Below are 21,900 nucleotides of genomic sequence, written 5' to 3' on the forward strand. Positions count from 1 at the left end.
TTAACCTCCGCTACTGCCGAGAAAGGTCTGCCCACGACGCGGACAGCATTTATAGGGCCGCCACAGCGTCCAGACATATGCGCCATCCTCCGCCAGTTTATCAGTGTAAGAATCGGTGGAGGAGCCATCCGGGAAGATCGTGCAGGAGGCGGATTTTTGGGGAACCAGCATCTGCCACTGGTGGTTATTGCTGTCGCCTTCCGTGACCGGATCCGGAGGCCAGTAGCCATCGTGTGAACTGGCAGCCAGTGGAATATAAACATGCGGCTGACCACTGCGCGTTACCAGATCGGCAGCGCGTTGGGCGATGACCGCCCCGGCCTTGTAGTCATGCGTCTGGCTGAGCGCCCCGGCTCGTGGGTAGATATTGCCCCACATATCGCCATCTTTGCTGACTTCGTGCAGTCCTGGCGTTAACGCCTCCGGGTAGAACATTTCCGGTACGCCGCTGCGCCAGGCGAGCGCATCCAGCGTGCTGAGAAAGTAGGGGAGAAAAGGCTGTGACGATGGGGCGCAGACGTAGCCAAACTGAGAGAAGAAATTTGCCAACGCATCACCGGCAGGAAAGCCTATTGCATCTGCGTTCTTGAAGCGGACTTTACTGTGCTGGCCGACGGCGCGGGGGTTGGTATCGCCACCGGCTTCAGCGATACCGGGCAGCGGCGAGCTGAGCGGCGACATCTCAGCCCACGGGGTTTGCCCGGTCACGCTGTAGGCTGAGACTACCAGGTCCGGGCGGAAATGGCGTACCTTCACCGATGTACGCACCGAGCAGCAGCAGGTGGCCGTTCTGGGCGCGGTCCTCGCGGTTAAGCGGTTCCCAGCACAGCATCCCGCCGCCCCGGTTAAAGTAGCTGACGCCCGGATGTCCGGTGCCGCTTTCGCGGCCAAACAGCGGCAACAGGTTGGCGAGGTGTTGCACGAAGCTGAATCGGGTGTAGAGCTGGCGCTTATCCCGCGCCGGGTCGAAGCACATTGGCAGCCAGCGCAGCCACGAACTGAGCGGGATGAGTTCGTCATTCTCCTGTACCGGGACCATACCCGCATTCAGCAGCAGGCTGTTCAGGCTGCGCACGCGTCGGGTCAGTTCGCCGTTATCCGGGGCGGACAGAGCCGGAAACCACAGTAGCATTTTGGGTATGCGCTTTTTCATAATGCCTCCTGAAGTCGCTAGCTCAGTACCAGTCAGAAGCTGACCAGCAGCAGTAAGATGGTTCGCCCGCCGATGCTGCCCAGCGCTCGCCAGCTTACCCGCGCGGTTACTACGCCCCGGTAGGCATCATTTAGTACCCAGACCACCCACAGCAGCAGGAAGGCGCTGAACAGGCCGAGCTTTACCAGGCTGACGGCATCGGGCTTTATCAAGCTGGCGGCCTAGAAAGCGCTGATTTGTTCAGGGGCCATGGCGCGGTTTTCTCCTCACGGTATTGCCCGACCAGCGTCGCCGTATCTCGCGGTTGAGCGCGAGCTGGGGTGAGGTAATGTTCAATTCCGCTGCGCAGGGGGGTGATATCGCCGTGGAAACGCGGATATTCGAAGTAATAGCGCTCGTTGATACCGGTTTTGGCGCTTTGCTGGGCACGGTGGAGTGAGGCTTCGATTTGAGTTAGCTGGTTGAGGGACAAGGTTAGCTCTTCGCGCTCGGTGAGGGGGGCGGCGAAGGTTGAAGATCCCCCAAACAGTAGAATTAAAAATGAAAGAAGAGCATTTTTCATGGCTGCATCCCGAATGAAATTTCGTTTCAGGATGCAACGTTAGTCAGTTAGCTTACAGCTTAAATTGTTTTTCGCATTGTTATGAATTCAGGGCGTGTTGGTTACGGATATCGTTTAACACCTGTAGATAGAAATTTTTTTCATGTACTTTGGAGTGTTTGAAATCCATGCCGAAATTCTTGTTAATGTGTACACCAACGCTTTCAAGAAGTTCTGTTTTGACTTTTAGGCGCTTGATGTCGTCTTCTTTACATTGAGAAGAATCGAGGAAACAGGCAGGCAAATAATAGGTGATGTTATTATTGATTTCTTTTGCCGATTTTTTTATGTATTTATTTCTTTCTCGAAAGGTTAATAACCACCAGAGGTCTATTTCTACGAAATCCAGCGTTAAACCAATAATATAGATATCTCTGAGGAAGAAATTGTCGATCCAACTGTATTCTGGGGTGAGAACGTTTTTCTTGTGTCTGCTTATCAGCGAACTCTGGTCAAAATCACTCTTCTTGTAATGACTCCCTGAGGTTGTATAATTCCGCATGCTTTGCAGATGGCCGCTGTAGTGTTCATAGCCAAGTGTAATCGAATTCGGAACATTGATATCTCCGTGGATATGCCAGATCTTTTTTTCACCTAGTTCATGGTGTCTGAAGACATTGTAACGTTGTTCCTTGATTATTCCCTTATTGCTAAGGTGTGTCGTTTTAGTCTCCTTTCTTAGAAGGTCTTCAAAAGCGAGGTCGTAATTTGTTGTCATTATATTCTGACAGTTGAGTTCTAGTATCGCTTGGTGAATGTCATTGGCTGTTATCTTTCTTATTTTCTCAGCGATGAAGTTCTTAATGTCGTTTTCATTATTTCCATTGCCTTTTCTTTTGAGTATCTTGAAGTAAATTTCTTCGTAAGCCAGAGGGAAAGGTTTTTCATTGGTGTTAATATCGACTTTGTACTTATCTCCTAGCCCCTTTAATACATCATCCCAAGAATATCCTTCGGAAAGGTTATTGATACCGTTGCCAATGAGTAGCGAATAATCGTACATTTATTTTCCTTTTTTCACAGATATTTTTTAAACGCTAAAAAAGCTAAGGACGACATTAATCCGATGACCACAGCTCCCGGCGTTAATACAAACTCCGGCTCAAAAAAAATCGGTACCGTCAGCCACACCATCCCCGTTGCCGCCAGGCGGAACTGATCATACGCCTGGCATGGTGATAAACAAACCCGGAATCATGGCCTGCGCTGAACCGCCGTAAGTCGCGTCTTATCAGCCCGTCAATAAGCCCGACGAAGATAATCAGCGCAAATAGCGGCAGTGCCTGCCACAAAATCGCCAGGCGCAGCAGAAAGGTGAGGATGACATTGCACGCAGACAGTAACGCGCAGCGGATTACCGTAATGACGGTTTCCGTCCAGAACAACCCGCTCTGCCCATTAAGCGAAGAAATCAGCGCTGCAATCCCTTGCTGCAATGTATCGCTGACAATCGCCAGACCTTTTACTAACCACACCGGTGCGCCAGCAAAGTTTCGCCACCACTGCCATGTAGCCTGCAATATCAGTTCACTGCGGCTGGAGAAGGTATTCCGCCATAAAAACGCCTCGCCCAGCCACTCCAGCGCTATCGCCAGCATCCATGCGCCGAGGCAAAAGCCAACCAGCACGCCGGGCAACAATGCTAGCCAGCCGAGCAGTCCGGGACGATGCACGGGGTGTGGCGCATGTTCGGGCATCAGTGCAGCGGCAGCGTGACGTAGCGGCAGAGGAATCGTGCCTCGTGCTCCTTATCCAGTCGTATCTGAAAAATGTCATGTTCGCCCTGCGGCGACGTAGCTTCGCGCCATGCCTGAAATCCCTGTAAATTCATCCGGGCGATAATCTGATCGGGCGTTTCTCCCTGCGTCAGCGCTTCAACCGCCTGTTGCAGGGGAAGAGGCAGCGTTTGCGCAGGCCACATCACTTCAACGCTCACAAGCTGGCGGTGTGTCCGGGGTATCATCGGTCAGTTTCTCCGTGGTTTCGCTGTCGTTCAGCCATAAAATAGGGTCGTTTTTCGGCGTTACAACTGCCGCCGGACGGTTCCTCCATACGGGAGCGCTTTTCCATATAACGGGAGATTTGCGCGATGTTTTCCGGCATCAGTGGAACGTGCGCGGTATCCGGCAATGGGATGCGTAACTTCCAGAGTTGACCGCCTTCCAACAGGGCGAACGCCTGACTTTTGGGGAGCTGGACTAGCGAGGCGGATTCCAGTAACGGCACCTGTATGCTGCTCACCCGATCCTGAGGGTTACTGGAAATTTAAATAGATCGGTTTTAGTTCCATGCATTTTTTGAGATCTCGGCCAAGTTGCTCTCCTCCCGAAAAACAGCACCGGTCTACTGAGGTGCCCGCTATTGCTGAGTTCGATCTGTTAACGCAGGACCCTCCCCACTTTCCATCCCCGCTTCATCCTCACACCACCTTTCAAACAGCCTGGCGAACCTGGCGCTTTGCCAGGTTTCTCCAACCTGGCTCAAGATAAAGCCAGTGACCACAATAGCGGAAATAAAGTAAAACAGTGAAAATGCGATAGCTGAATTTACGCCCCCGCTGGCCAGTAACGATTGTATTGTCGTCCACCAGGCGCAAGCAAAAATGACGATTGAAAATAGCCAGAACCCCCCGCTAACGATGTGAAAATTTTTAATTTTTTTAGCATCTACAGAAAAATGATTTTCTTCACAACGATATAAGGATGGGTTTTTAAGGAAACTCATCAATCGTACATCATATGAGCCGATATTTTTATCAGCGATAAACGCGATCAGCTGATGGGCGTGCCAGACAGGAAGCGTTATCCCGATCTGCTCATACAAAAATTTCATTTGTACCGTCTGATGCGTCCTCGAGAGTTTAGTGTCGGGTATTTCAGCGTTCGCTATCTCAGCGATTTTATTCAGCACCTCTATTTTCGTTTCAATAGGTACCTTTTCGAAGCGAATTTTTCGCTTTGCGGGCGGGCTGGACATCACTTTTCCCGCCCAGTCGATGATCTTTTTAGCCACATATAAAATCGCGGGTAGCAAAACCAGCTTTGCAATATCTATCTCGTTAATGGCTCCCATCGTTATTCCTTTATAAAATGAATACGCAATGAATTTACAACAGTGAATTTATTTTATGAAGCCCTCATTATTATGAGGGCTTCGATATGGCTAATTCCTGGGCTGGCTCCTGGTCTGACTTAATGCCAACCGCCCAATACTGCCCCTGCCCGGAGGCCGTTATACTTAAAGACTGAAGCCAATCTCCACCGATGCCGCACTGCGTTCCCCCTCGCCATGGTAAACCGCTTCGATGTTGTTACCATCGGGATCGAGTACAAAGGCCGCGTAGTACCCCGGGTGATAAGTTCGCTCACCGGGTGCGCCGTTATCACTGCCGCCGTGTGCCAGCGCTGCCTGGTAAAAAGCATCCACCGTCTCACGATCCCTGGCCTGGAAAGCCAGATGATGGCGACCTGTCGGCTTACCTGCGGAACCGGGGCTATTAATGGATGAAACAACAAGCTCATCAGCCCAAAAATAATCGTCGTAGGTATTCACGACAGGGATCTCAAGGACCGCCAGCACGGCTGTATAAAACGCTTTGCTGGCCTCGAAATCATTTACCACAAGCTGGATATGGTCGATAAGCCTGCCGCGATATAATCGGTAAGTCTCCATGATGGTTTCCTCATTCAGTCGTATTAACAGGTGCTTATCCGTTATCTAAAAGGAGCGTTGTACGGATTTGATGGATAAGTACAGGTCCGGAGTGGCGATATAGAGCATGACATTAAAATCCTGTCTGTCACCGCAATCCTGACCCCTCAACCCCGTCCCCCAATCACCCCGATAAACTCTCTGACCTGCTTCTGCTTCCTGGCCGACAGCTTCTCCACCCTGCGCATCGCGGCTTCCAGCTCCGGTTCCGGCTCAACCGCCGTCAGCACAATACAGCCATCCATCACCCGCACCTCCACCCGGGTGCCGGTCGAAAACCCTGCCGCCGCCAGCCACTCGCCCTTCATGATCAGCGCCGGAACAAGACGACGATCTGGCAAACGTCTCACATAACTCACCGTCAACTGACGCTTATTTTTAGGCGACACTTCTGGATCAAACGAATCTACAATACAATCAGCATTAGTCATGGTTGCTATTCCTGGTAAATAGTAATTGTGATCAGCGGTGCGGGTGTGTTGGCGCACATTCGCACCGCGCTAAATAACACCTGTAAACCTAACCAGTAATAAAAATAAAGTCCAGACTTTAATCGGACATAATAAACGCCTTTAACTGCGAATTAAGAATTAACAGAATGCGTGATGCCATTAATTAGCGCCTGTGCAAAATGTTTTTCCTGATATTGCTGAAATAACCGCAAAGCAGATTCAAAAAATAAAAGCGAGATAATACGCGTAACAGGATGCCCATACCTAATTACGGGCACCCCATCTCTTTTGCCAGCATCCCCTTCCGGAACTTCAGGCGGCGGGCGATACCTGCCGGCAGGGCGGACCAGAACGAGAGCGCCGGATGAGTCCGCCGCTCAATCTCCTCCACCGTCACTTGATAATCACAAAAACTGGCGCTTTTGGGCGTCGCCTGATCCAGCAAAAACGCCGCGTATTCGCCTTTATCCGGACTGGAGCCGATAAAAATAATCTTCCAGTAGCCGCTGGGAAGCTCCACCTCGGGCGCGGCGGGCAGGGTGGCGATATGCCGTTCGAACAGCGGCCCGGTAACGGACCACACCGCCGCCACGTCGCGGCGCTCGGCGAGGGCGCGCTCCTTATCCTCCAGCCGCGCCCACGCCCCCTGATTCAGATCGGAGGCCTGCGGGGTGATATTGGAAAGATAGTTTAACGCCTGCCAGTCTGCGCTGGCACCCAGTCCGGCGAGCGGCGCCTGATGCCCGCGATCGACCGCCAATGCTGCGCTGGCCCCTTTATATGCCGCGGGGGCAAGGGTATCCGCAGCGGGTAAATCCGGATCGCGCTTCCAGCTGCGCGAACGCCCGCTGGCCAGGCTGGCTTTGGTGATTTTATACGCCACCCAATTAGCGAATTTGCGGTGGCTGTTGTTATTGAGCGTATAGGCTTCGCGAACCAGCGTCTGCGCGCTTCCGCCGGTCGGGCAGCCCACTTCACAATGATCCACGCCGGATGATGCGGCAGCGCACGCGACGGCAAAAAATAGCGACGGCAGTACGCTGAATACTCGGGATAGCTTCATATTATTGATGACGTCAAAGAAAAGATGAACCGATGCATAAAAGCACCCCCTGAATAACCAGAGCGGAATTCAGCTATGAATCGCAAAGATGAAGTGAGAGCGTAAAAAGAGTTAGCCGGTCGCAGCCGCGCGGAATGTCACAAGATGATTTAACATCACGGCGGATGTTATTTTGTGATCCCGGAAATGATGTTGAATGAGGTAATCAGACTCTCAGCCCGCTATTTTCAGCCGGGCTGAACGGGCGGGAATATGCCTGACGACGCGTAAAGCCGTACTGCATCCATGTCGTTGTCTGAAAAAATGTCGCGGCAGGGGAAAACGCTTCTCTCTGAGCAGGGGATTACTCAGACTATACGGATGACCGATTAAGGAGAGAAAGTATGAAAAAGGAACTCTGGAGAGGCGTGCTGGCACTGGCCGTACTTAGCCTCCCCGCGCTGGCGAAAACAGGCGTTTCATTCAGCCACAAAGACTGGGAAGTGGTATGCGATAACACGCTGACCTGCCGGGCGGCGGGATACAGCGCTGAAGAAGGAAGCGGAGGTTCGGTGCTGCTGACCCGCCAGGCCGGAGCGGGTACCGCCCTCTCGGGAGAGCTGATGCTGGCGGAGGTGACCGACAGCGACGTTCTGCCGGGCAAACTGACGCTGTGGATCAACGGCCAGCCGGCAGGCGATGTGAAGCCCGTAAAAGAGAGCTGGCCGCTGTCGGAGAAACAGGCCCGGGCGATCGTTAACGCCATCAAAGGCAGCGGGAAGGTCGAATTTACAGGCGGGGAGGCGCCGTTTGAGCTTTCCGGCGAAGGTGCTTACGCGGTACTGCTGAAAATGGACGATGTTCAGGGGCGAATCGGCACGCCGGGCGCGTTGACCAAAAAAGGCGACAGGCCGGAAAGCAGCGTCCGGGCGGCGATTCCTGCCCCGGTCATTCACCGGGTCATGCCTGAGAAGGCGCAGGAGAGAGCGTTAACCGCGCCTGAGCTGGCGGTGCTCAAGCCGAAGCTTCTGGCCACGCTAAATAACGATGATTGGTGCGATCGCCTCCAGCCTGAGGAGGGGGAGGAGGCTGAAACCATCAGCCTGACGCCGCTGGATAACGCGCATTCCCTGATTTCGGCCTTGTGCTGGCGGGCGGCCTATAACGAGGGATACGGCTATTGGGTTGTGGATAGCAAACTTGAGGGCAATCCAACGCTTATTACGGTTTCCGGTTCTGAGTATGGTGACGGCGAGATTTTTATGAGCCAGAAAGGGCGAGGGCTTGGCGATTGCTGGGGGACGGCGAGCTGGCTCTGGGATGGCACAACGTTCCGCAAAAGCCGTGAAGCGACCACCGGGATGTGCCGCTATCTTCGCCTCGGCGGAACATGGGATCTCCCCACCTGGGTGACCGAGGTTAAACCGGCAAAGTGAAATAGCGCGGCCAGAATCTCTCCCGGCACACACGCCGACAGAGAGGACAGGGAAGGATCTTAACGATCGTCCGCGTAGCGGGATCGCGATCGACAGCGCCAGTGGCGTCAGAAAACTGACGCATTGTTCAAAATAACAGCGCGGCTAATGTATTGCTAACTCGAATTAGTTTATGATTAAGCCGTTCTGTTCGTTATGGAAAATGAGTTTATGGCCAAAACCGTTGAGCAAGTCGCCAGGGCGCTGGAAATCTCGATTACTACCGTGCGCCTGGTGCTGGGTGGCAAAGCTGAGCAGTATCGCATCAGCGCCAAAACGCAGCAGCGTATTAATGATTACATCGCCGAGAACGGGCTGGTCGTTAACCATATCGCCCGCAGCCTGAAGCTCAATAAAACCGAGACCTTAGGGCTGGTGATCCCGCGTTTATCCAACCTGTTTTTCTCCACCCTGGCGGAAAAGCTCGAAGCCTGTTGCCGTCAGGCGGGGTATCAGCTAATGATTGCCTGCACCTATAGCGACAGCGAGCATGAAAACAGTCTGGTTGAAGGACTGCTGGCGCGCAACGTTGACGGGCTCTTCGTGGTGCCCTCTACCCGGGAAACGCAGCTGCATCACCAGAAAGTAGCGCGCAAGCGCCCGCTGGTGCTGCTCGACCGCGATTTTGGCGAGAGCGACGTGTCGCTGGTGGTGAGCGATAACTACAACGGCAGCAAAAAGCTGGTGCAGGCGATGACCCAGGCGGTGGACGTCTCGCCGATTTTTTTTATCGCCGGGGATACCCAGCAGCCGTCTATCCAGCGTCGTCTACAGGGCTACCTGAGCGAACTGCCCGCGGGGAAGGAGTGGATATTGTCCGCCAGCCATAACCGTCAGGAAGAGGGCAAACAGCTGATGCTCGATTTTCTCCGTCAGCATCGCGAGCCGCCGAAGGCGTTTATCGCCTCCTCCCTACCCATTCTGGAAGGGACGCTGAGCGCGCTGCGGGAAACCTACGGCTTTATTCCGTCGGATATTCCCATCGGCACCTTCGATGAACATCAGATGCTGGGATTTCTGCCGAACGCGGTGTGGTCGATGCGCCAGGATGAGGACGCCTGGGCGCAGCACGCCTTTCATCTGATGCAGCAGAAGCTGCAGGGGGAAAATGCCGATGTGAAGATCACCGTGCCGATGACCCTGATTCACCGCCCGCTGTCGGTGGAGAAGCAGCGGAGCCAGTAAATGACACGGCTTGTGTGAACACGTCAATCCCCGGCTGCGCTATGCTGGCCGGGGCTACAAATACCGCATCCTGCGCGCGCTGGTAGCCCGGATAAGGCGCGGGCGCCGCAATCCGGGAACCCTTAACGATCCCTCATCAAGTCAATCGCTGAACAAACCGCGCCGCCAGCCCGGTGTCCAGCTCCGGCGGCAGGCCGCTGATCCCGACGCCGCCAATGGCCAGCCCGTCGACGATCACCGGCTCGCCGCCCGGCATCGCCAGCAGCTGCGGGTCGTTAAATACCGCCAGCTGCAGGGCGCCGGCGCTGACCTCTTGCGCCAGCGTTGCCGTCGGACGGCGAAAGCGCAGGGCGCTCCAGGCCTTGCGCTGTGCCAGCTGGCGCGGTAGCGGCGGGCAGCGAGCGTGCGCGCCAAAGGCGATGAGCTCGCCCTCCGGCCCGACAACCGCCACCGCCAGCCCCCGGGTTCGCGCATCGCTTTCCGTCTCCTGTAAAAACCGCGCGACCTGCTGGCACACGACGCTATCGTTCAGACGGACCTGGGGACAGAACACGTCATTGCCCGGCATCGGCGATATACCTCCGTAAGCGCAGATAGAGGTCATCCAGCTCGCCTTTCTGCGCCGCCGTCAGCGCCACAAACGGCTCGCGGGTGGGGCCGGTATCGACGGTCTCTTTCGCGGCAAGATACTTCGCCGACTGGAACACGCCGCGCGCGACCAGCTGCTCCACCACCTCGTTGATCTGCTGCTGCAGGCGCTGCGCCCGGGCGATGTCGCCCTGCTGAAAAGCGCTGCGCAGGGCGAGAAACAACTCCGGCTGTAGGTTAACCGTGGTGCCAACCGTAGCCGTCGCGCCCGCCGCGAGGCTGGAAAGGAAGATCTCATCGAAACCGTTAAAAAAGACTTTCTCCGGGTAGCGGGCGATCATCCGTTCCAGCGAATAGAGGTTATGCGAAGTATGCTTCACCCCCAGAACCTGCTCATCGCCGAGCAGCGCGTCGGCGCTCTGGGCGTCCAGCTCGACGCCGGTAAACTGCGGAATGTTATACAAAATCACCGGAATCGAAATGGCGTCCAGCACTCGACGGTAGTAGGCGATAATCTCCTCGCGGCTATATTTGTAGTAGTAGGGCGGCACCAGCGACACCGCGCTGGCGCCGTCCTGCTCGGCGTGCTTCGCCAGCTCGACGGCATCCCGGGTGCGCGGCGTCCCGACGTGGGCGATCACCGGCACGCGACCGCCCGCCGACTGCACCAGCGTTGCCAGTACCTGCCGGCGCTCATCGAAACGCAGCAACGGCCCCTCCCCGGAGGAGCCGCAGCAGTAAAAGCCCTCAACCCCGCGCGCCAGCTGGGCGCGGGCGAGCGCGTCCAGCGCCGCGTAGTTCACCGACTCATCGGCATGCATCGGCGTCACCACGGCGGAGATAATGCCGCGAAAAACCTGCCATTTATCGCTTACCATGCGGTCCAGCCTCCATCCACCACCACGTTGGAACCGGTCATATAGACCGAGGCGTCGGAGAGCAAAAACACCACCGCGCCGTTGTACTCGTGGGCTTTCGCCATCCGCCCGATGGGGATACGGTTGGTGTAGTTTTTCTGAAAGCGCGGGTCCTGATCGCTGCGCTCGACGCCGGAGAGGGTCAGGGTATTGACGCGAATGCCGTCGCGCCCCCAGTAGGTGGCGCAGTAGCGGGTAAAGTTATACAGCCCGGACTTTGCCGCCGAATAGGCCACCGGTTTGACGAACGGAATGCCGGTGTCCTCTTTTTTATAGCTGTAGATATCCTGCACCGGAGAGACCACGCCGTAGATCGAACCGACGTTGATGATCGAGCCGCCTTTGCCGGCCTGCTTCATGCGCTTGCCGACCTGTTGGGTCATCAGGAAGGTGCCAACCAGGTTCACTTCCACCACCTCGCGGAACACCTCTTCCGGGAACTCCTCAAACGGCCCGGAGACTTCCGGCGGCGCGCTGGGCTGGGTGTCGACGCCCGCATTGTTGACCAGGCCATCCGGCACGCCCCACTTCGCTTCAATGCTATCCAGCACCCGGTTAATGCTGGCTTTATCGGTAATATTCACTTCCGCGCACAGCAGGCGATCGGAGTCCTTAATCGCCCCCAGCACGCGGTCGACGCGGGCGGCATCGACGCGGGTGGCCAGCGCCGCCACCTTCGCGCCGCGGTCGTGTAATGTCTTCACGTACTGCGCCCCCAGCTGTCCCAGGCCGCCGGTCACAATGATGACCTTGTCTTTAACCGAGAATAACGTGTCTTCCATTGTCCTTTCCCCTCACTGCGTGGTTAGATTTTGTGGGTTGCGAGGTAATCACGATCGAGAATAATGCCGTGGCCCGGCCGTTCGCTCGGTACGTAGTAGCCGTCCACCTCTTCGCCCGCTTCGGCGATGATGCGCAGATCTTTCCAGCGCCCGCCGTCGGTCATCTCGGCGTATGAGATATTCGGCACCGTAGCCAGCAGGCTGGCGCTGAGCTCCATGACAAAATGCGGCGTCATCGGCAGGTTGTGCGCGCGGGCGACGGCGGCGATATCCAGATAGCCGGTGATCCCGCCGACGCGGCCGAGATCCGCCTGGATATAATCCGCGCTGCCGCTCTCGATGTACTGCGTAAACTGGTTTAAGTTATAGACGTTTTCTCCCAGCGCGATAGGCGTGGCGCTGCGTTCGCGCAGCCGCAGGTGGCCGGCGATATCGTCGGAGGGCAGCGGCTCCTCAATCCACAGCAGGTTAAGCGGCTCGAACAGCTTGAATGCGCGCAGCGCCTGCGGGAAGTTCCAGCCCTGGTTGGCGTCCACCGCCAGCGGGAAGCCCGGCACCGCCTCCTGAATCTTACGCAGCCGCTCTACGTCCTCTTCCAGCGTCGGTTTGCCCACTTTCACTTTCGCCGCCAGGTAGCCGGTGCTTTTCCAGCGTTTGACCTGGTCAATCACTTCCTCAATGGACAGATGCAGGTTGATGCCGCTGCCGTACAGCGGAACGCGATCGCGCACGCGGCCAAGAATGTCGATAATCGGCGCATTGAGGGTTTTACCTAACAGATCCCAGTAGGCAATATCCAGCGCCGCCAGGGCATGGGTGGTGACGCCCGCGCCGCCGACGTCGTGTACGTGTTTATACGAGCGATGCCACAGGCCGCGTGGGGAGAGCGGCTGGCCAATAACGTCCGGGATAATCTCGGCAATCAGCGCGGAGATGGTTTTCCCGCACCAGCCGGAAGTGTGGCTAAAGCCGGTGCCGATGTGGCCGTTAGAACCGTAGACGTCAACAATCGCCACTTCGATATCGGTGACGTGGTGAATCTGATCCCCCCACGGGCCTTCCGGCAGCGGAACGCGGGCGGTCATCAGTTCGATATTTTCAATTACGGGCATTTTTGTGCTGTTCATCTGATTCCTTCCTTTATGGGTTCAGCGGGGGCCGCCCCTGCGGCCCGGGCGGTTAATGTTTGGAGGCCGGGGATTCATGCCCCTCCAGGGCGATTGCCGGGCTGGCGTCATGTTCTCGATCGTTCTCGTCGCCCACCGCATGGCCGAAGACTTCCGGTAGCAGGAAGATAGAGGCGAGGAAGGCGCAGAACGGCGCGATAGCGATAATCATTGAGGCGACCGGTACGCCGACCGCTTCAAACAGGGCCGGGAAGACCAGGGTGGTGACGAAGGCGGTGACCTTGACGATGGTGTAGCCGATGCCGGAGGCCACGCCGCGATAGCGCGGTTTTGCCACCAGCGAGATCACCGTCATGCCGCTTTCGGAATCCCAGTAGTGGCCCCACAGCATCAGCGCCGCGCCGAAAATGATAAAACCAAAGCTGCTGCTGTAGACGCCCCACGCCGAAATTGAGATGCCGATGGTGACCAGCAGGAAGCCGTATTTGCTCAGCCCCTTATGCCCGAGCTTCGGCAACAGCAGCGGGCCGACAAACGCCGAGAGCGCGGCGATACAGTTCACCGCCAGCAGAGCGAGGTTATTCTGGATCTGTCCGGAAATCCCGATGGTCACGAGGATCAGCGGCAGGAAGAAGGAGAAGGCGTAGTTTTCAAACGACTGCACGGCGCAGGAGAACCAGCCGAACAGGGTGGTGCGGCGGGTAAACGGACGGCGGAACAGATCGTGCAGCGTCTCTTTGAGCGTCGGGTCGGCGATGGTGACGTTTTCGTTGGGCAGAATGTCGTCCAGCAGACGGCCATCCTGTTCGCCGTAATAGTCACGGGAGGCTTGTTTCGCTTCGATAAAGCGGCCGCGTTCGACGAACCACGCCGGCGTCTCCGGCAGCTCCCGACGCATAAACAGCAGCAGGCAGGCCGGGATCGCCGGGATCGCCAGCACGATGCGCCAGATCATATCCGGGTGAACATCAAGCGCCACCAGCGTGGTGACCAGCAGAATGGCGGCGATAATCCCTAGCGCGAACATAAACTGCCAGCGGTTAGCCATCACTTCGCGCTTGCCCTTCGGCATCACCTCCATGATGTAGGTAAAGCCGTTAGCCACGTCCGCGCCCACCGGGATCCCGGCGAGGCAGCGAATAATCGCCAGCCAGTACATATTGGGCGCCAGGCCCTGAAGAACGGCGAAGATCGCGAACAGGATCATCGACCAGAGGAAAATTTTACGCCGTCCGAGCTTATCGGTCAGCCAGCCGCCGAGCAGCGCGCCGACCACCGCGCCAAGCTGGGTGCCGGCGGCGGTAAAACCAAGCAGCCAGCTGCTGGGCTCATAAATATCTTTCAGGGCGAATAAAATAAACGCCATGGAATAAATATCCCATGACTCAATTAATAATGCGGTGATCATCAGCCATCCCGCTTTGGTGCAGCCGGGGGCCTCCTGCTGGTCGAGCCGTTTCTTTGCCTTCTGGATAATAAATTCAATATGTTGCTGCTGATACATATAATCCTCTCTTATCCGGGCAGGCGTAGGGCCCGCCCGGACAGATGCGCGTTAATCCGCTCTTTATGAGTGATAAAGAGACGAATGAAGCGGATGTTTGCCAGGATCGCTAACAACGTAAAAATTACATAAGCGAATCAGTTGTTATTTCATTAATAAATGCGCATCGCCTGCGATAAAGACTTTCATATTTTGCGTCAGCGCCTGAGCAATAAAGGCGTTCAGCACTTCGGATAATACCTCCTCTTCTACATAAGCCAGACTGAGATGGTTGCTCTGGTGGCCCGCCATTAAATCGTCGCGCGAAACCCCGTCGAGAACGGCGTTGAGTAATGGCCACTCGTAGTTGGTCGCCCGGCGGCGGCGTTCGAATTCGTCATGCGGCAGTTCGACGGCGGTGCCGGTGCCGATATGCAGGATCACCTGAGTGCCTTCGTAGTGCGCGCGCGCCCAGATAAAGCGTCCGGCTTTGCCCTGACCGGCGATGGTTGAGCCGCCATAGGGGAAGAACATCGCCGGCTGGCGATAGCCGGTGGCCCCGGCGATCCCGCCCTTCAGATGGGCGAACGGCACCGCGCCGGAGATCTCCAGATCCCAGTAGAACGTGCCGTTGTATTCGCTACCCCAGCGGATATCGTGAAGGGTGGTTTCGCTCGCCATGCCCAGCGCGCCGAGCAGCTTCGCCAGCATCACCTGCGGGATGGCGCTGCCCATGTCTACCTCGTTGATGCAGGGGATCGGCGCGTCCGGACAGACGATCTCGCCGTTCTCATCCGGGATCGGGAAACGCTCCGCGTTGCCGATGGCGCCTTCGGCAAAATCCGAGGCGGCGCAGCTGTCTTTGAGCCCCTGCTGATACTGCACGCCCACCGCCGTCAGGCCGAAGCGCTTCACGAAGCGCGCCATGGCGATCATCATCGCGCACTGTTCCAGCACCTGCTCCCGGGTCAGATCCTTCGCCCCGTCGGTGCCGAACAGGAAGCGCATGCCGCGGGTCTCATACCAGTCGAGACAGGCTTCGCGCAGGGCGGTCGGCACCTTGTTCATCTCAACCAGCAGCGCCGATTGCGACAGCGACTCCACCGGCATCCCTACGTCGATCATCGCTTTTTGCGGGAACACGCCGTTGATCATCCCCATACAGAAGGTATCGAACAGGCCGACAATGGCCTTGTGTTTGAGGATCGACTGCCCAACCTTCACGCCAATCTGTCCGGCTTCGCTGGCCAGCAGCGGCGCGCTGGGCGCGACCGGATGCAGATAGCCGAGCTTATGGCTGAGATGGCCGTCGCGCAGCCAGGTGTCTAAGCCGCGAATAAACGCCTCGTCGGCGAAGGTTTCCGACCACAGCCGCGAGTAGTTGCGCTCCAGGCTGGTGAGGCAGCCTGCCATACAGAGCATGCCGACGAGGCCCGGCCAGGTGCCGTCAAAATTGGCGAGCAGCAAAATAGGGCCGCGATGATGTACCAGCGAAGGCGCAAGGTGATGGGAGTATTGCCAGGCGGTAAGCAGGACAATAATCGGCGCATCCTGATCGATCCCGGCGAACAGCTCGCTACCCTCTTTCTGGCTGCTGATAAACCCGTGGCCGCGCCGCTCGTTGACCGGATGGGCGCGGCGCAGGCGGTAGCCTAATGTTTCCAGCGCCGTTTCCAGACGCTGTTCAAACAGCTTCTGCGTGGGCCAGCAGGTGACGTTAGCCGGTTCGCGGAGATCCGCATTGGTCACCATCAACACTTCGCCTGGCTGCGGGGTAATAAGTTCGGCTTCCGCGGGTAACGTTAAATTCAACATGTGAATTTCTCCTGTAGGGGATAGGTCGCTTAGTTATCGTTGAGCGTGCTGCGCCGGGGTAAGCGCGGCATCAATCGTTTTATTTTTGGCTAATTTCTTTGGCTAACTCGAATTAGCAAGTTAGGTCAAAAAAAAGACAGGAACAAACTCTTTACCGGGGATTTGTGATGGCTATCAATGTGCAATTATTAACTTATTAATATTTAACTCTTTATTTTAAACGGCAGGTCTGGTGTTCAGCAACGCTTGCTGAGGCGGCATCAAGGCGGGCAGAAAAGCGGGCGGGAAGCGCAGCGGGGACGGTAAATCAGTGTTTAATATTTAATTGATTGAATTTAATAAATTATTTACGCCTTATTTTGAGCGATTTGCCTCGCGGCGCTGGTGACGGTGTCAAAATATAACCGATCCTGGTCACACTCTTTTAGCATTTACGTTGTGAATCTCCGTATCTTGTTATAATTAGCTAATTCGAGTTAGCTTGCCGGCGATTTTCCCTCGCCACCGCTGTTAACCAGGCGCTGCCCGACTTAACAATAATGATTCAGGACAGAGGATTTAATGATGACTATGCTTACCTCGCCCGCCATGACCCCTGCAAAAGACGAACAAACATCGCAACAAACCCATGAAAGAAGAAAGCTGATCACCGTGCTGGGCTCTGGTCTTTCTGGTACAACGATTGAGTTCTATGACTTTTTTATCTACGGCACCGCCGCCGCGCTGGTGTTTCCATCGCTGTTTTTTCCTAACCTCTCGCCGCTGATGGCGCTGCTGGTATCCTTACTGACGCTGTCGATTACCTTCGTCAGCCGACCCATCGGGGCCATCGTATTTGGTCACTATGGCGATAAGATCGGCCGCAAGAAATCGCTGGTTCTGTCGCTGATGATTATGGGTATTTCGACGTTTTTCATAGGCTTAATCCCTAGCTACGACACCATAGGCAACGCCGCGCCGTTGATACTTATCTTTTTGCGCCTCTGCCAGGGCTTTGCCATCGGCGGCGAATGGGGCGGGGCGACGACGCTGATCACCGAGTATGCGCCGCGCCATCGCCGGGGCTTTTTCGGCACCTTTGTTCAGTTGGGCAACGTGCTTGGCCTGTTTATCGCCACCGGCGTTTTTGCGCTGGTGGTGATGCTGCCGGAGGATGACCTGATGTCCTGGGGCTGGCGCGTGCCTTTCCTGTTAAGTATCGCGCTGCTGTTCGTCGGGATGTTTATCCGCTCAAGGATCGAAGAGACGCCGGTGTTCCAGGAGAATCAGAAACAGCAGCAGAACGCGGCGAAAGCGGCCGAGCAGAAGTTTCCCATTCTCACCGTGCTCAAACATCACCGTAAAGCGGTATTCCTGGCGATGGGTATGCGCATGGGGGAGATTGTTCTGGGTTGGTTGACGGTGGCGTTCTTTATGTCCTATGTGACAAGGGAACTCAACTTTACCCGCGAAACGGCGCTGAACGGGCTGCTGCTGGCCAGCTTTGTCGGCATTTTTACCTTTCCGTTCTTCGGCTGGCTTTCCGATAAAATTGGCCGCCGACCGGTCTATCTGGCCGGCGCCGCCATCACGCTGATCTTTGCTTTCCCGCTGTTCTGGATGATCGACTCCGGCTCGGTGAAGATGTTTATGTTCGCCACCACCTTCTGCTATTCCGTGGGGCTGGGCATGATGTTCAGCGTTCAGCCGGCCTTCTTTTCGGAGCTTTTTGACACCAGCGTGCGCTATACCGGCGTGTCGCTCGGCTTCCAGCTGGCGAATATCGTCGGCGGCTTAACGCCGATGATCGGTACCTTGCTGCTGGTGTGGTCCGGCGGCGCATCGTGGCCCATCTCGCTGTTTCTCGCCTGCATGGCGCTGATTACCATCCTGTGCGTCTGCGTGACGCGGGAAAGCTATAACGATGAGCTTAATGAGGTGAAGAAGTAGCCGGGAAGGGTTGCCCCGCCATGACCGGCGGGGCGGGCGAATCAGAACAGGTTAAATTTATATTCGATAATCACTTCCGAAGAGAGCGAGTTGGCCCGGCTGTAATGGCCGTCGGTGAGCACCGGCGTTTTACCATTCATTTTATAGGACCAGCCCGGCCCGAACATCGCCCAGACGGTGAGATTTTTCAGCCTTGGGTGCGTCGGCACCCAGCGGCTGAAGGCGTTAATTTCCCCCGTACGGACGTGGTTGCCGCGGTAGTTAAACTGGGCGATGTTGCCGGCCAGACCGATAGCCAGCTCCGGCGTCAGGTTATAGTCCGACATATTGGAGAGAACCAGTTCACCGTCGCGCATATAGTCGTTGCCGGCATAGGCCATTGAGATAAAGGTCCCGCGCGAGTTTTTACTCATATGGCGCGGGTAGAAGCCCACTTCATTGGCCTTGTTCGCATCGGTATAGCCCAGACCCCACTTGGTGCTCCAGTTGTCCGCCTGCCACTTCACATCCATGGCGATGTGCCAGGCGTCGTCGTCAAAGTCACGCTTATTCGCCGGCATCGCTTTATACTCGTCCAGCGCGTGAGTGGCGTAGACCTGAGTACCGATGTTCAGCGCTTTTATCGGCTTAATATTGGTAAACAGAACATGGCGGCGCAGATAGTTGTCGCTTTCACCATAGCCGTACTGCATGTTCAGGTGCTCGCTTTGCCACAGAATATCGCCGCTGGCGATATGGTTAATGTACTGTCCGCTGTTGGTCTGGAAGCGTTTCTTATCCGGCGAGTTACGATCCATCGCGCTTTCGATGTACGCGCCGCGCAGCGTGAAGGGGCCGTAGTTCACCGCGCCGGTCCAGCCCAAATAGGTGGTCGGGGAGAGGCGGGTCGAGTTGGAGATGACGCCAAAGTTTTTCATCGTCTGCCAGCCCCAGCGGGCGTTCAGATGAGTGTCCGCCAGGCGATACTGCAGCTTGACGTTGCGTTGACCAAATTTGGAAAAGCCTTCAGCGTTGCTCTTTTTATTCCCGCTGCCGTTGTTATAAAGCACGCCGCGGGAGTTAAAATAATCGCTGGCGCCGAGCTTTACCGCTCCGTAGTAAGTGGCATCAAAGCCAATAATATCGGCAAAATAGCCGGACTGATAATCGACGGCGACGCCCTGACCCCAGGCATTATGGACTTTCTTTGGCTCGGTCTCTTCTTCCTTAAGATATTTCCAGTAGTTTTTAAACGACAAATTCATATGGGACTGGCTAAATAATGGATCGTCGAGCACGGTATCGATATTATCGCGCTCCTTCAGGCTGTTAGTGGTCGAAGCTGACCAGGCGCTGGTGGGAATAGCCAGCAGCATAATGGCGACTGTTGTAGTATTGATTTTCATAATAAACCCCAGAGTAGGGACGCAGCGATCCAGGCGAGGTGTTTTCGCCTGAAGTCTGCCGTAATAAATAATTAAGCGTGGGTATTATTTTTTATCGAGAGCCTGTTTTCCGGCTTCAACATATTTCATGGTGCCAATTTCTGGAACGGTATATTTGCCGTCTTTATAAACAATTTTCACCACCGCGGCATTGGCAAGCGGCTTGTTTTTCGCGTTATCGTCGGTTAAATCGGAGATCATGATCTGCATTGCGGTACCGGATGAAATCGCCAGCACGTTTTTATCGCCCCGGGCCTGCGCGTTTTCAACGATAGTGTGCAGCGCTGCCTGGGTGCGGGTTTTTACCTGCTGATAGTTTTCCGCCATGCCCTTGGAATCGGCCGCTGCCAGCGCGTTCTGGTTGGTATCAACGGCCAGGGTGCCCGCTTTCATTTGGCTGAACAGCGCAGCGCCGTCTTTAAGCCCCAGCTGTCTGGCGCCGGCGTCGGCCATATCTTTGTTATAGCCGCCTTCGAAACCGCCGAAGAAGGCTTCCCGCAGGCCGCTGAGCTCAGTAAGTTTGTAATCACTTACTCCGGCTTGCTTAAGGATCACCTGCATGGTTTCACGCTGACGTCCGGCATCGCTGGAATAGAAGCTATCAAACGGAATACCTTTAAGCCCCTCGCCGAGATAACGAGCGACGCGAATGCCGTCTTCGGTAAGCGGTGAGTCCGCCCAACCCTGCACGCGGTCAAACGTATTCAGCAGCGTTTTGCCATGACGGGCGAAATAGATATTCACGCCGTCATCGTTTTTAACTTCCGCCGCAGAGCAGGTTGCCGCACCTGCCGCCATCATTAATGCTATTAGCCACTTCTTCATATAACGCTCCACCTGAATGGTCTTTTTATAAGCAAAAAAAAACCTACGTCAGATATTCGACGCGAAGCATAAATAAGGTTATGTTCGCTCGAACGTCTATGACGTAGGTTTCGCCTGTTCTAAACAGTAACAATCCAACATGGGCGACGTTAGCACTAATTATGAAAAAAGACACCCTCTATTTATTATTAATGTCAATAAATGTGATCGTCTTCATGGAGGTAATTTTGCTGATTGAGTTGTATCTTAAGTTTAATTTTCAGATTAATTGGCGGTTTTCGGCTTGAATAATTTTAGAGGATTGATCTCCATCACAGAATAATGATGTCTGGGCTGGACTCTTTTACGCTCTGGCGTTATTTTCGCAACACTCTGGGATTGTTACTGACCACAGGCAAAACCTAAGACTCCTGTCCGCCAATGAGGCGTGCGGCAGGAGTCTTAGGTTTTTTTTTGCGCCTAAGAAATACTTCTGCTACCCAACAAGGAGTGATGATGAGAACGAAAATCCTGACTGCCGCCATTCTGGCGTTATCTGCCGCTGGCGTACAGGCTGCTGAAAAACCGCTGAAAATACTGCTGGTTAACGATGATGGCTGCCAGTCGGTGGGGACCACTTCGCTACAGGAAAAACTGGCGGCCAAAGGGTATGACGTCTGGATGGTGGCACCGGCAACGAATCAGAGCGGTATCGGATCGGCAATTACTTTTAAGACGGGTAAAGTTTTTGATGTCAAAAAAGCCGCTGACAAACGCTATTGCTTCCCCGGAACCCCTGCCGATGCGCTGGATTTTGGCCTGTGGGGCGTCCTGAAAGACGCGCCGCCGGATCTGGTGATTTCGGGTGTTAACGATGGCCCCAATACCGGTATGGCGCAGGTTAACTCCGGCACCGTGAGCGCCGCGGCCCGCGCCGTACGCTACGGTTTCCCGGCGATTGCCGCCAGCATTGGCTACCGATTCACGGAAGAAGAGATGAAGAACAAATGGCCGAGCACGCATAAGTACTGGCCTGATTCGGTGGATTATGTCGTCTCGCTGGTGGATAAACTTAACGCCGCGCATAAACCGGGAAGCCCGATTATGCCGCAGGGGGCCGGGTTGAGCATTAACTATCCGCCGCTACCGTCGGCTGAAATTAAGGGCGTTCATTATATTGAGAATGAACAATTCCCTGTGCCGCAGATTGGTTATGAACTTCTGGCGGACGGTACCGCCAAACAGACGATGAATCCGCAGGCGATGAAACCGGCGGAAGGGGATAATGACTCGGGCTGGCTCAACAAAGGATATATTACTTACACCCTGTTTGATGGTTCATGGAACGCGCCGCACTACCAGCCGCAGTTTGAGACGCTGCTCGGTAAATGATGCTGTAGCGATAATAAAGA

Annotated in this window: 22 protein-coding genes and 2 pseudogenes; 4 read left to right on the forward strand and 20 right to left on the reverse strand. The window is 55.4% G+C overall.

Going from position 1 to position 21,900, the window contains the following annotated elements:
* From IYV58_RS03015 to IYV58_RS03070, 12 genes and pseudogenes are all read right to left on the reverse strand, one after another.
* Complete coding sequence (locus IYV58_RS03015; protein WP_227676923.1) at nucleotides 1–867, reverse strand: TIGR03756 family integrating conjugative element protein; 867 nt, start codon at nucleotides 865–867, stop codon at nucleotides 1–3.
* Nucleotides 767–1,111, reverse strand: a pseudogene (locus IYV58_RS03020) (conjugative transfer ATPase); the annotation flags it as partial. The gene IYV58_RS03015 and the pseudogene IYV58_RS03020, both read right to left, overlap by 101 nt.
* Nucleotides 1,112–1,185: 74 nt before the next feature.
* Nucleotides 1,186–1,365 carry a TIGR03758 family integrating conjugative element protein gene (locus tag IYV58_RS03025; RefSeq protein ID WP_227676883.1) on the reverse strand — a complete coding sequence of 60 codons (180 nt, stop codon included), beginning with the start codon at nucleotides 1,363–1,365 and terminating at the stop codon, nucleotides 1,186–1,188.
* Nucleotides 1,362–1,715: an integrative conjugative element protein, RAQPRD family gene (locus IYV58_RS03030; RefSeq protein ID WP_227676885.1), complete on the reverse strand. Its 354-nt coding sequence runs from the start codon at nucleotides 1,713–1,715 to the stop codon at nucleotides 1,362–1,364. Before IYV58_RS03030 ends, IYV58_RS03025 begins: the two co-directional genes overlap by 4 nt.
* A 79-nt stretch (nucleotides 1,716–1,794) precedes the next feature.
* The gene (locus tag IYV58_RS03035; protein ID WP_195729413.1) at nucleotides 1,795–2,757 is read right to left on the reverse strand and encodes an SIR2 family protein; all 963 of its coding nucleotides are present in this window, start codon (nucleotides 2,755–2,757) and stop codon (nucleotides 1,795–1,797) included.
* 14 nt (nucleotides 2,758–2,771) lie between these two features.
* Nucleotides 2,772–3,451 (reverse strand): annotated as a pseudogene (locus tag IYV58_RS03040) (DUF4400 domain-containing protein).
* Nucleotides 3,451–3,717, reverse strand: a complete 267-nt coding sequence (locus tag IYV58_RS03045) for a hypothetical protein (RefSeq protein WP_195729414.1) — start codon at nucleotides 3,715–3,717, stop codon at nucleotides 3,451–3,453. Before IYV58_RS03045 ends, IYV58_RS03040 begins: the two are co-directional and overlap by 1 nt.
* Nucleotides 3,714–3,995: a hypothetical protein gene (locus tag IYV58_RS03050; protein ID WP_227676887.1), complete on the reverse strand. Its 282-nt coding sequence runs from the start codon at nucleotides 3,993–3,995 to the stop codon at nucleotides 3,714–3,716. Before IYV58_RS03050 ends, IYV58_RS03045 begins: the two co-directional genes overlap by 4 nt.
* 117 nt (nucleotides 3,996–4,112) lie before the next feature.
* Entirely contained in the window at nucleotides 4,113–4,826 is a 714-nt protein-coding gene (locus tag IYV58_RS03055; protein WP_142469195.1) for a hypothetical protein, read from the reverse strand.
* A 165-nt stretch (nucleotides 4,827–4,991) separates the two neighbouring features.
* Nucleotides 4,992–5,426: a VOC family protein gene (locus tag IYV58_RS03060; RefSeq protein ID WP_049113956.1), complete on the reverse strand. Its 435-nt coding sequence runs from the start codon at nucleotides 5,424–5,426 to the stop codon at nucleotides 4,992–4,994.
* A gap of 146 nt (nucleotides 5,427–5,572) precedes the next feature.
* Nucleotides 5,573–5,896 (reverse strand): endoribonuclease SymE, encoded by a 324-nt coding sequence (symE, locus tag IYV58_RS03065; protein WP_004128377.1) that lies wholly within the window; start codon nucleotides 5,894–5,896, stop codon nucleotides 5,573–5,575.
* 289 nt (nucleotides 5,897–6,185) lie between these two features.
* Nucleotides 6,186–6,890, reverse strand: coding sequence for a DNA/RNA non-specific endonuclease (locus IYV58_RS03070; protein WP_134897227.1), 705 nt, complete (start codon nucleotides 6,888–6,890; stop codon nucleotides 6,186–6,188).
* Between the two features lie 473 nt (nucleotides 6,891–7,363).
* Between IYV58_RS03070 and IYV58_RS03075 the strand changes: the two genes are divergently transcribed.
* Both IYV58_RS03075 and IYV58_RS03080 read left to right on the forward strand, forming a co-directional pair.
* Nucleotides 7,364–8,395, forward strand: coding sequence for a DUF1176 domain-containing protein (locus IYV58_RS03075; protein WP_195729415.1), 1,032 nt, complete (start codon nucleotides 7,364–7,366; stop codon nucleotides 8,393–8,395).
* 210 nt (nucleotides 8,396–8,605) lie between these two features.
* On the forward strand, nucleotides 8,606–9,619 hold the full coding sequence (locus IYV58_RS03080; RefSeq protein WP_004117622.1) for a LacI family DNA-binding transcriptional regulator: 1,014 nt from the start codon (nucleotides 8,606–8,608) through the stop codon (nucleotides 9,617–9,619).
* Between the two features lie 136 nt (nucleotides 9,620–9,755).
* On the opposite strand, the gene IYV58_RS03085 is transcribed toward IYV58_RS03080, so the two are convergent.
* The 6 genes from IYV58_RS03085 to IYV58_RS03110 all read right to left on the reverse strand — a co-directional run bounded on the left by IYV58_RS03085 (nucleotide 9,756) and on the right by IYV58_RS03110 (nucleotide 16,331).
* On the reverse strand, nucleotides 9,756–10,187 hold the full coding sequence (locus tag IYV58_RS03085; RefSeq protein ID WP_195729416.1) for a GlcG/HbpS family heme-binding protein: 432 nt from the start codon (nucleotides 10,185–10,187) through the stop codon (nucleotides 9,756–9,758).
* A complete protein-coding gene (locus tag IYV58_RS03090) occupies nucleotides 10,174–11,085 on the reverse strand; it encodes a dihydrodipicolinate synthase family protein (protein WP_195729417.1) in 912 nt (303 codons plus the stop codon). The genes IYV58_RS03085 and IYV58_RS03090 overlap by 14 nt, the downstream gene beginning before the upstream one ends.
* Nucleotides 11,079–11,906 carry an SDR family oxidoreductase gene (locus tag IYV58_RS03095; protein ID WP_016809991.1) on the reverse strand — a complete coding sequence of 276 codons (828 nt, stop codon included), beginning with the start codon at nucleotides 11,904–11,906 and terminating at the stop codon, nucleotides 11,079–11,081. The genes IYV58_RS03090 and IYV58_RS03095 overlap by 7 nt, the downstream gene beginning before the upstream one ends.
* A gap of 23 nt (nucleotides 11,907–11,929) precedes the next feature.
* Nucleotides 11,930–13,033, reverse strand: coding sequence for a mandelate racemase/muconate lactonizing enzyme family protein (locus IYV58_RS03100; protein WP_195729418.1), 1,104 nt, complete (start codon nucleotides 13,031–13,033; stop codon nucleotides 11,930–11,932).
* 52 nt (nucleotides 13,034–13,085) lie between these two features.
* The gene (locus IYV58_RS03105; RefSeq protein ID WP_004128398.1) at nucleotides 13,086–14,537 is read right to left on the reverse strand and encodes an MFS transporter; all 1,452 of its coding nucleotides are present in this window, start codon (nucleotides 14,535–14,537) and stop codon (nucleotides 13,086–13,088) included.
* A gap of 144 nt (nucleotides 14,538–14,681) precedes the next feature.
* Nucleotides 14,682–16,331, reverse strand: coding sequence for a signal transduction protein (locus tag IYV58_RS03110; RefSeq protein ID WP_195729419.1), 1,650 nt, complete (start codon nucleotides 16,329–16,331; stop codon nucleotides 14,682–14,684).
* Between the two features lie 564 nt (nucleotides 16,332–16,895).
* On the opposite strand from IYV58_RS03110, the gene IYV58_RS03115 reads away from it, so the two are divergent.
* Nucleotides 16,896–18,260 carry an MFS transporter gene (locus tag IYV58_RS03115; protein ID WP_195729689.1) on the forward strand — a complete coding sequence of 455 codons (1,365 nt, stop codon included), beginning with the start codon at nucleotides 16,896–16,898 and terminating at the stop codon, nucleotides 18,258–18,260.
* Nucleotides 18,261–18,301: 41 nt separating this feature from the next.
* Here the strand turns inward: IYV58_RS03115 and IYV58_RS03120 are convergent, their stop codons facing one another.
* Together IYV58_RS03120 and IYV58_RS03125 are read right to left on the reverse strand one after the other, a co-directional pair.
* Nucleotides 18,302–19,645, reverse strand: a complete 1,344-nt coding sequence (locus IYV58_RS03120; RefSeq protein WP_195729420.1) for an OprD family outer membrane porin — start codon at nucleotides 19,643–19,645, stop codon at nucleotides 18,302–18,304.
* 84 nt (nucleotides 19,646–19,729) lie between these two features.
* Complete coding sequence (locus IYV58_RS03125) at nucleotides 19,730–20,509, reverse strand: histidine phosphatase family protein (protein ID WP_172880462.1); 780 nt, start codon at nucleotides 20,507–20,509, stop codon at nucleotides 19,730–19,732.
* 495 nt (nucleotides 20,510–21,004) lie between these two features.
* On the opposite strand from IYV58_RS03125, the gene surE reads away from it, so the two are divergent.
* Nucleotides 21,005–21,880, forward strand: coding sequence for a 5'/3'-nucleotidase SurE (gene surE, locus IYV58_RS03130; RefSeq protein ID WP_195729690.1), 876 nt, complete (start codon nucleotides 21,005–21,007; stop codon nucleotides 21,878–21,880).
* Nucleotides 21,881–21,900: the final 20 nt, after the last annotated feature.

The sequence above is a fragment of the Klebsiella sp. BDA134-6 genome (assembly GCF_015601345.1).
Taxonomy (GTDB): domain Bacteria; phylum Pseudomonadota; class Gammaproteobacteria; order Enterobacterales; family Enterobacteriaceae; genus Klebsiella; species Klebsiella grimontii.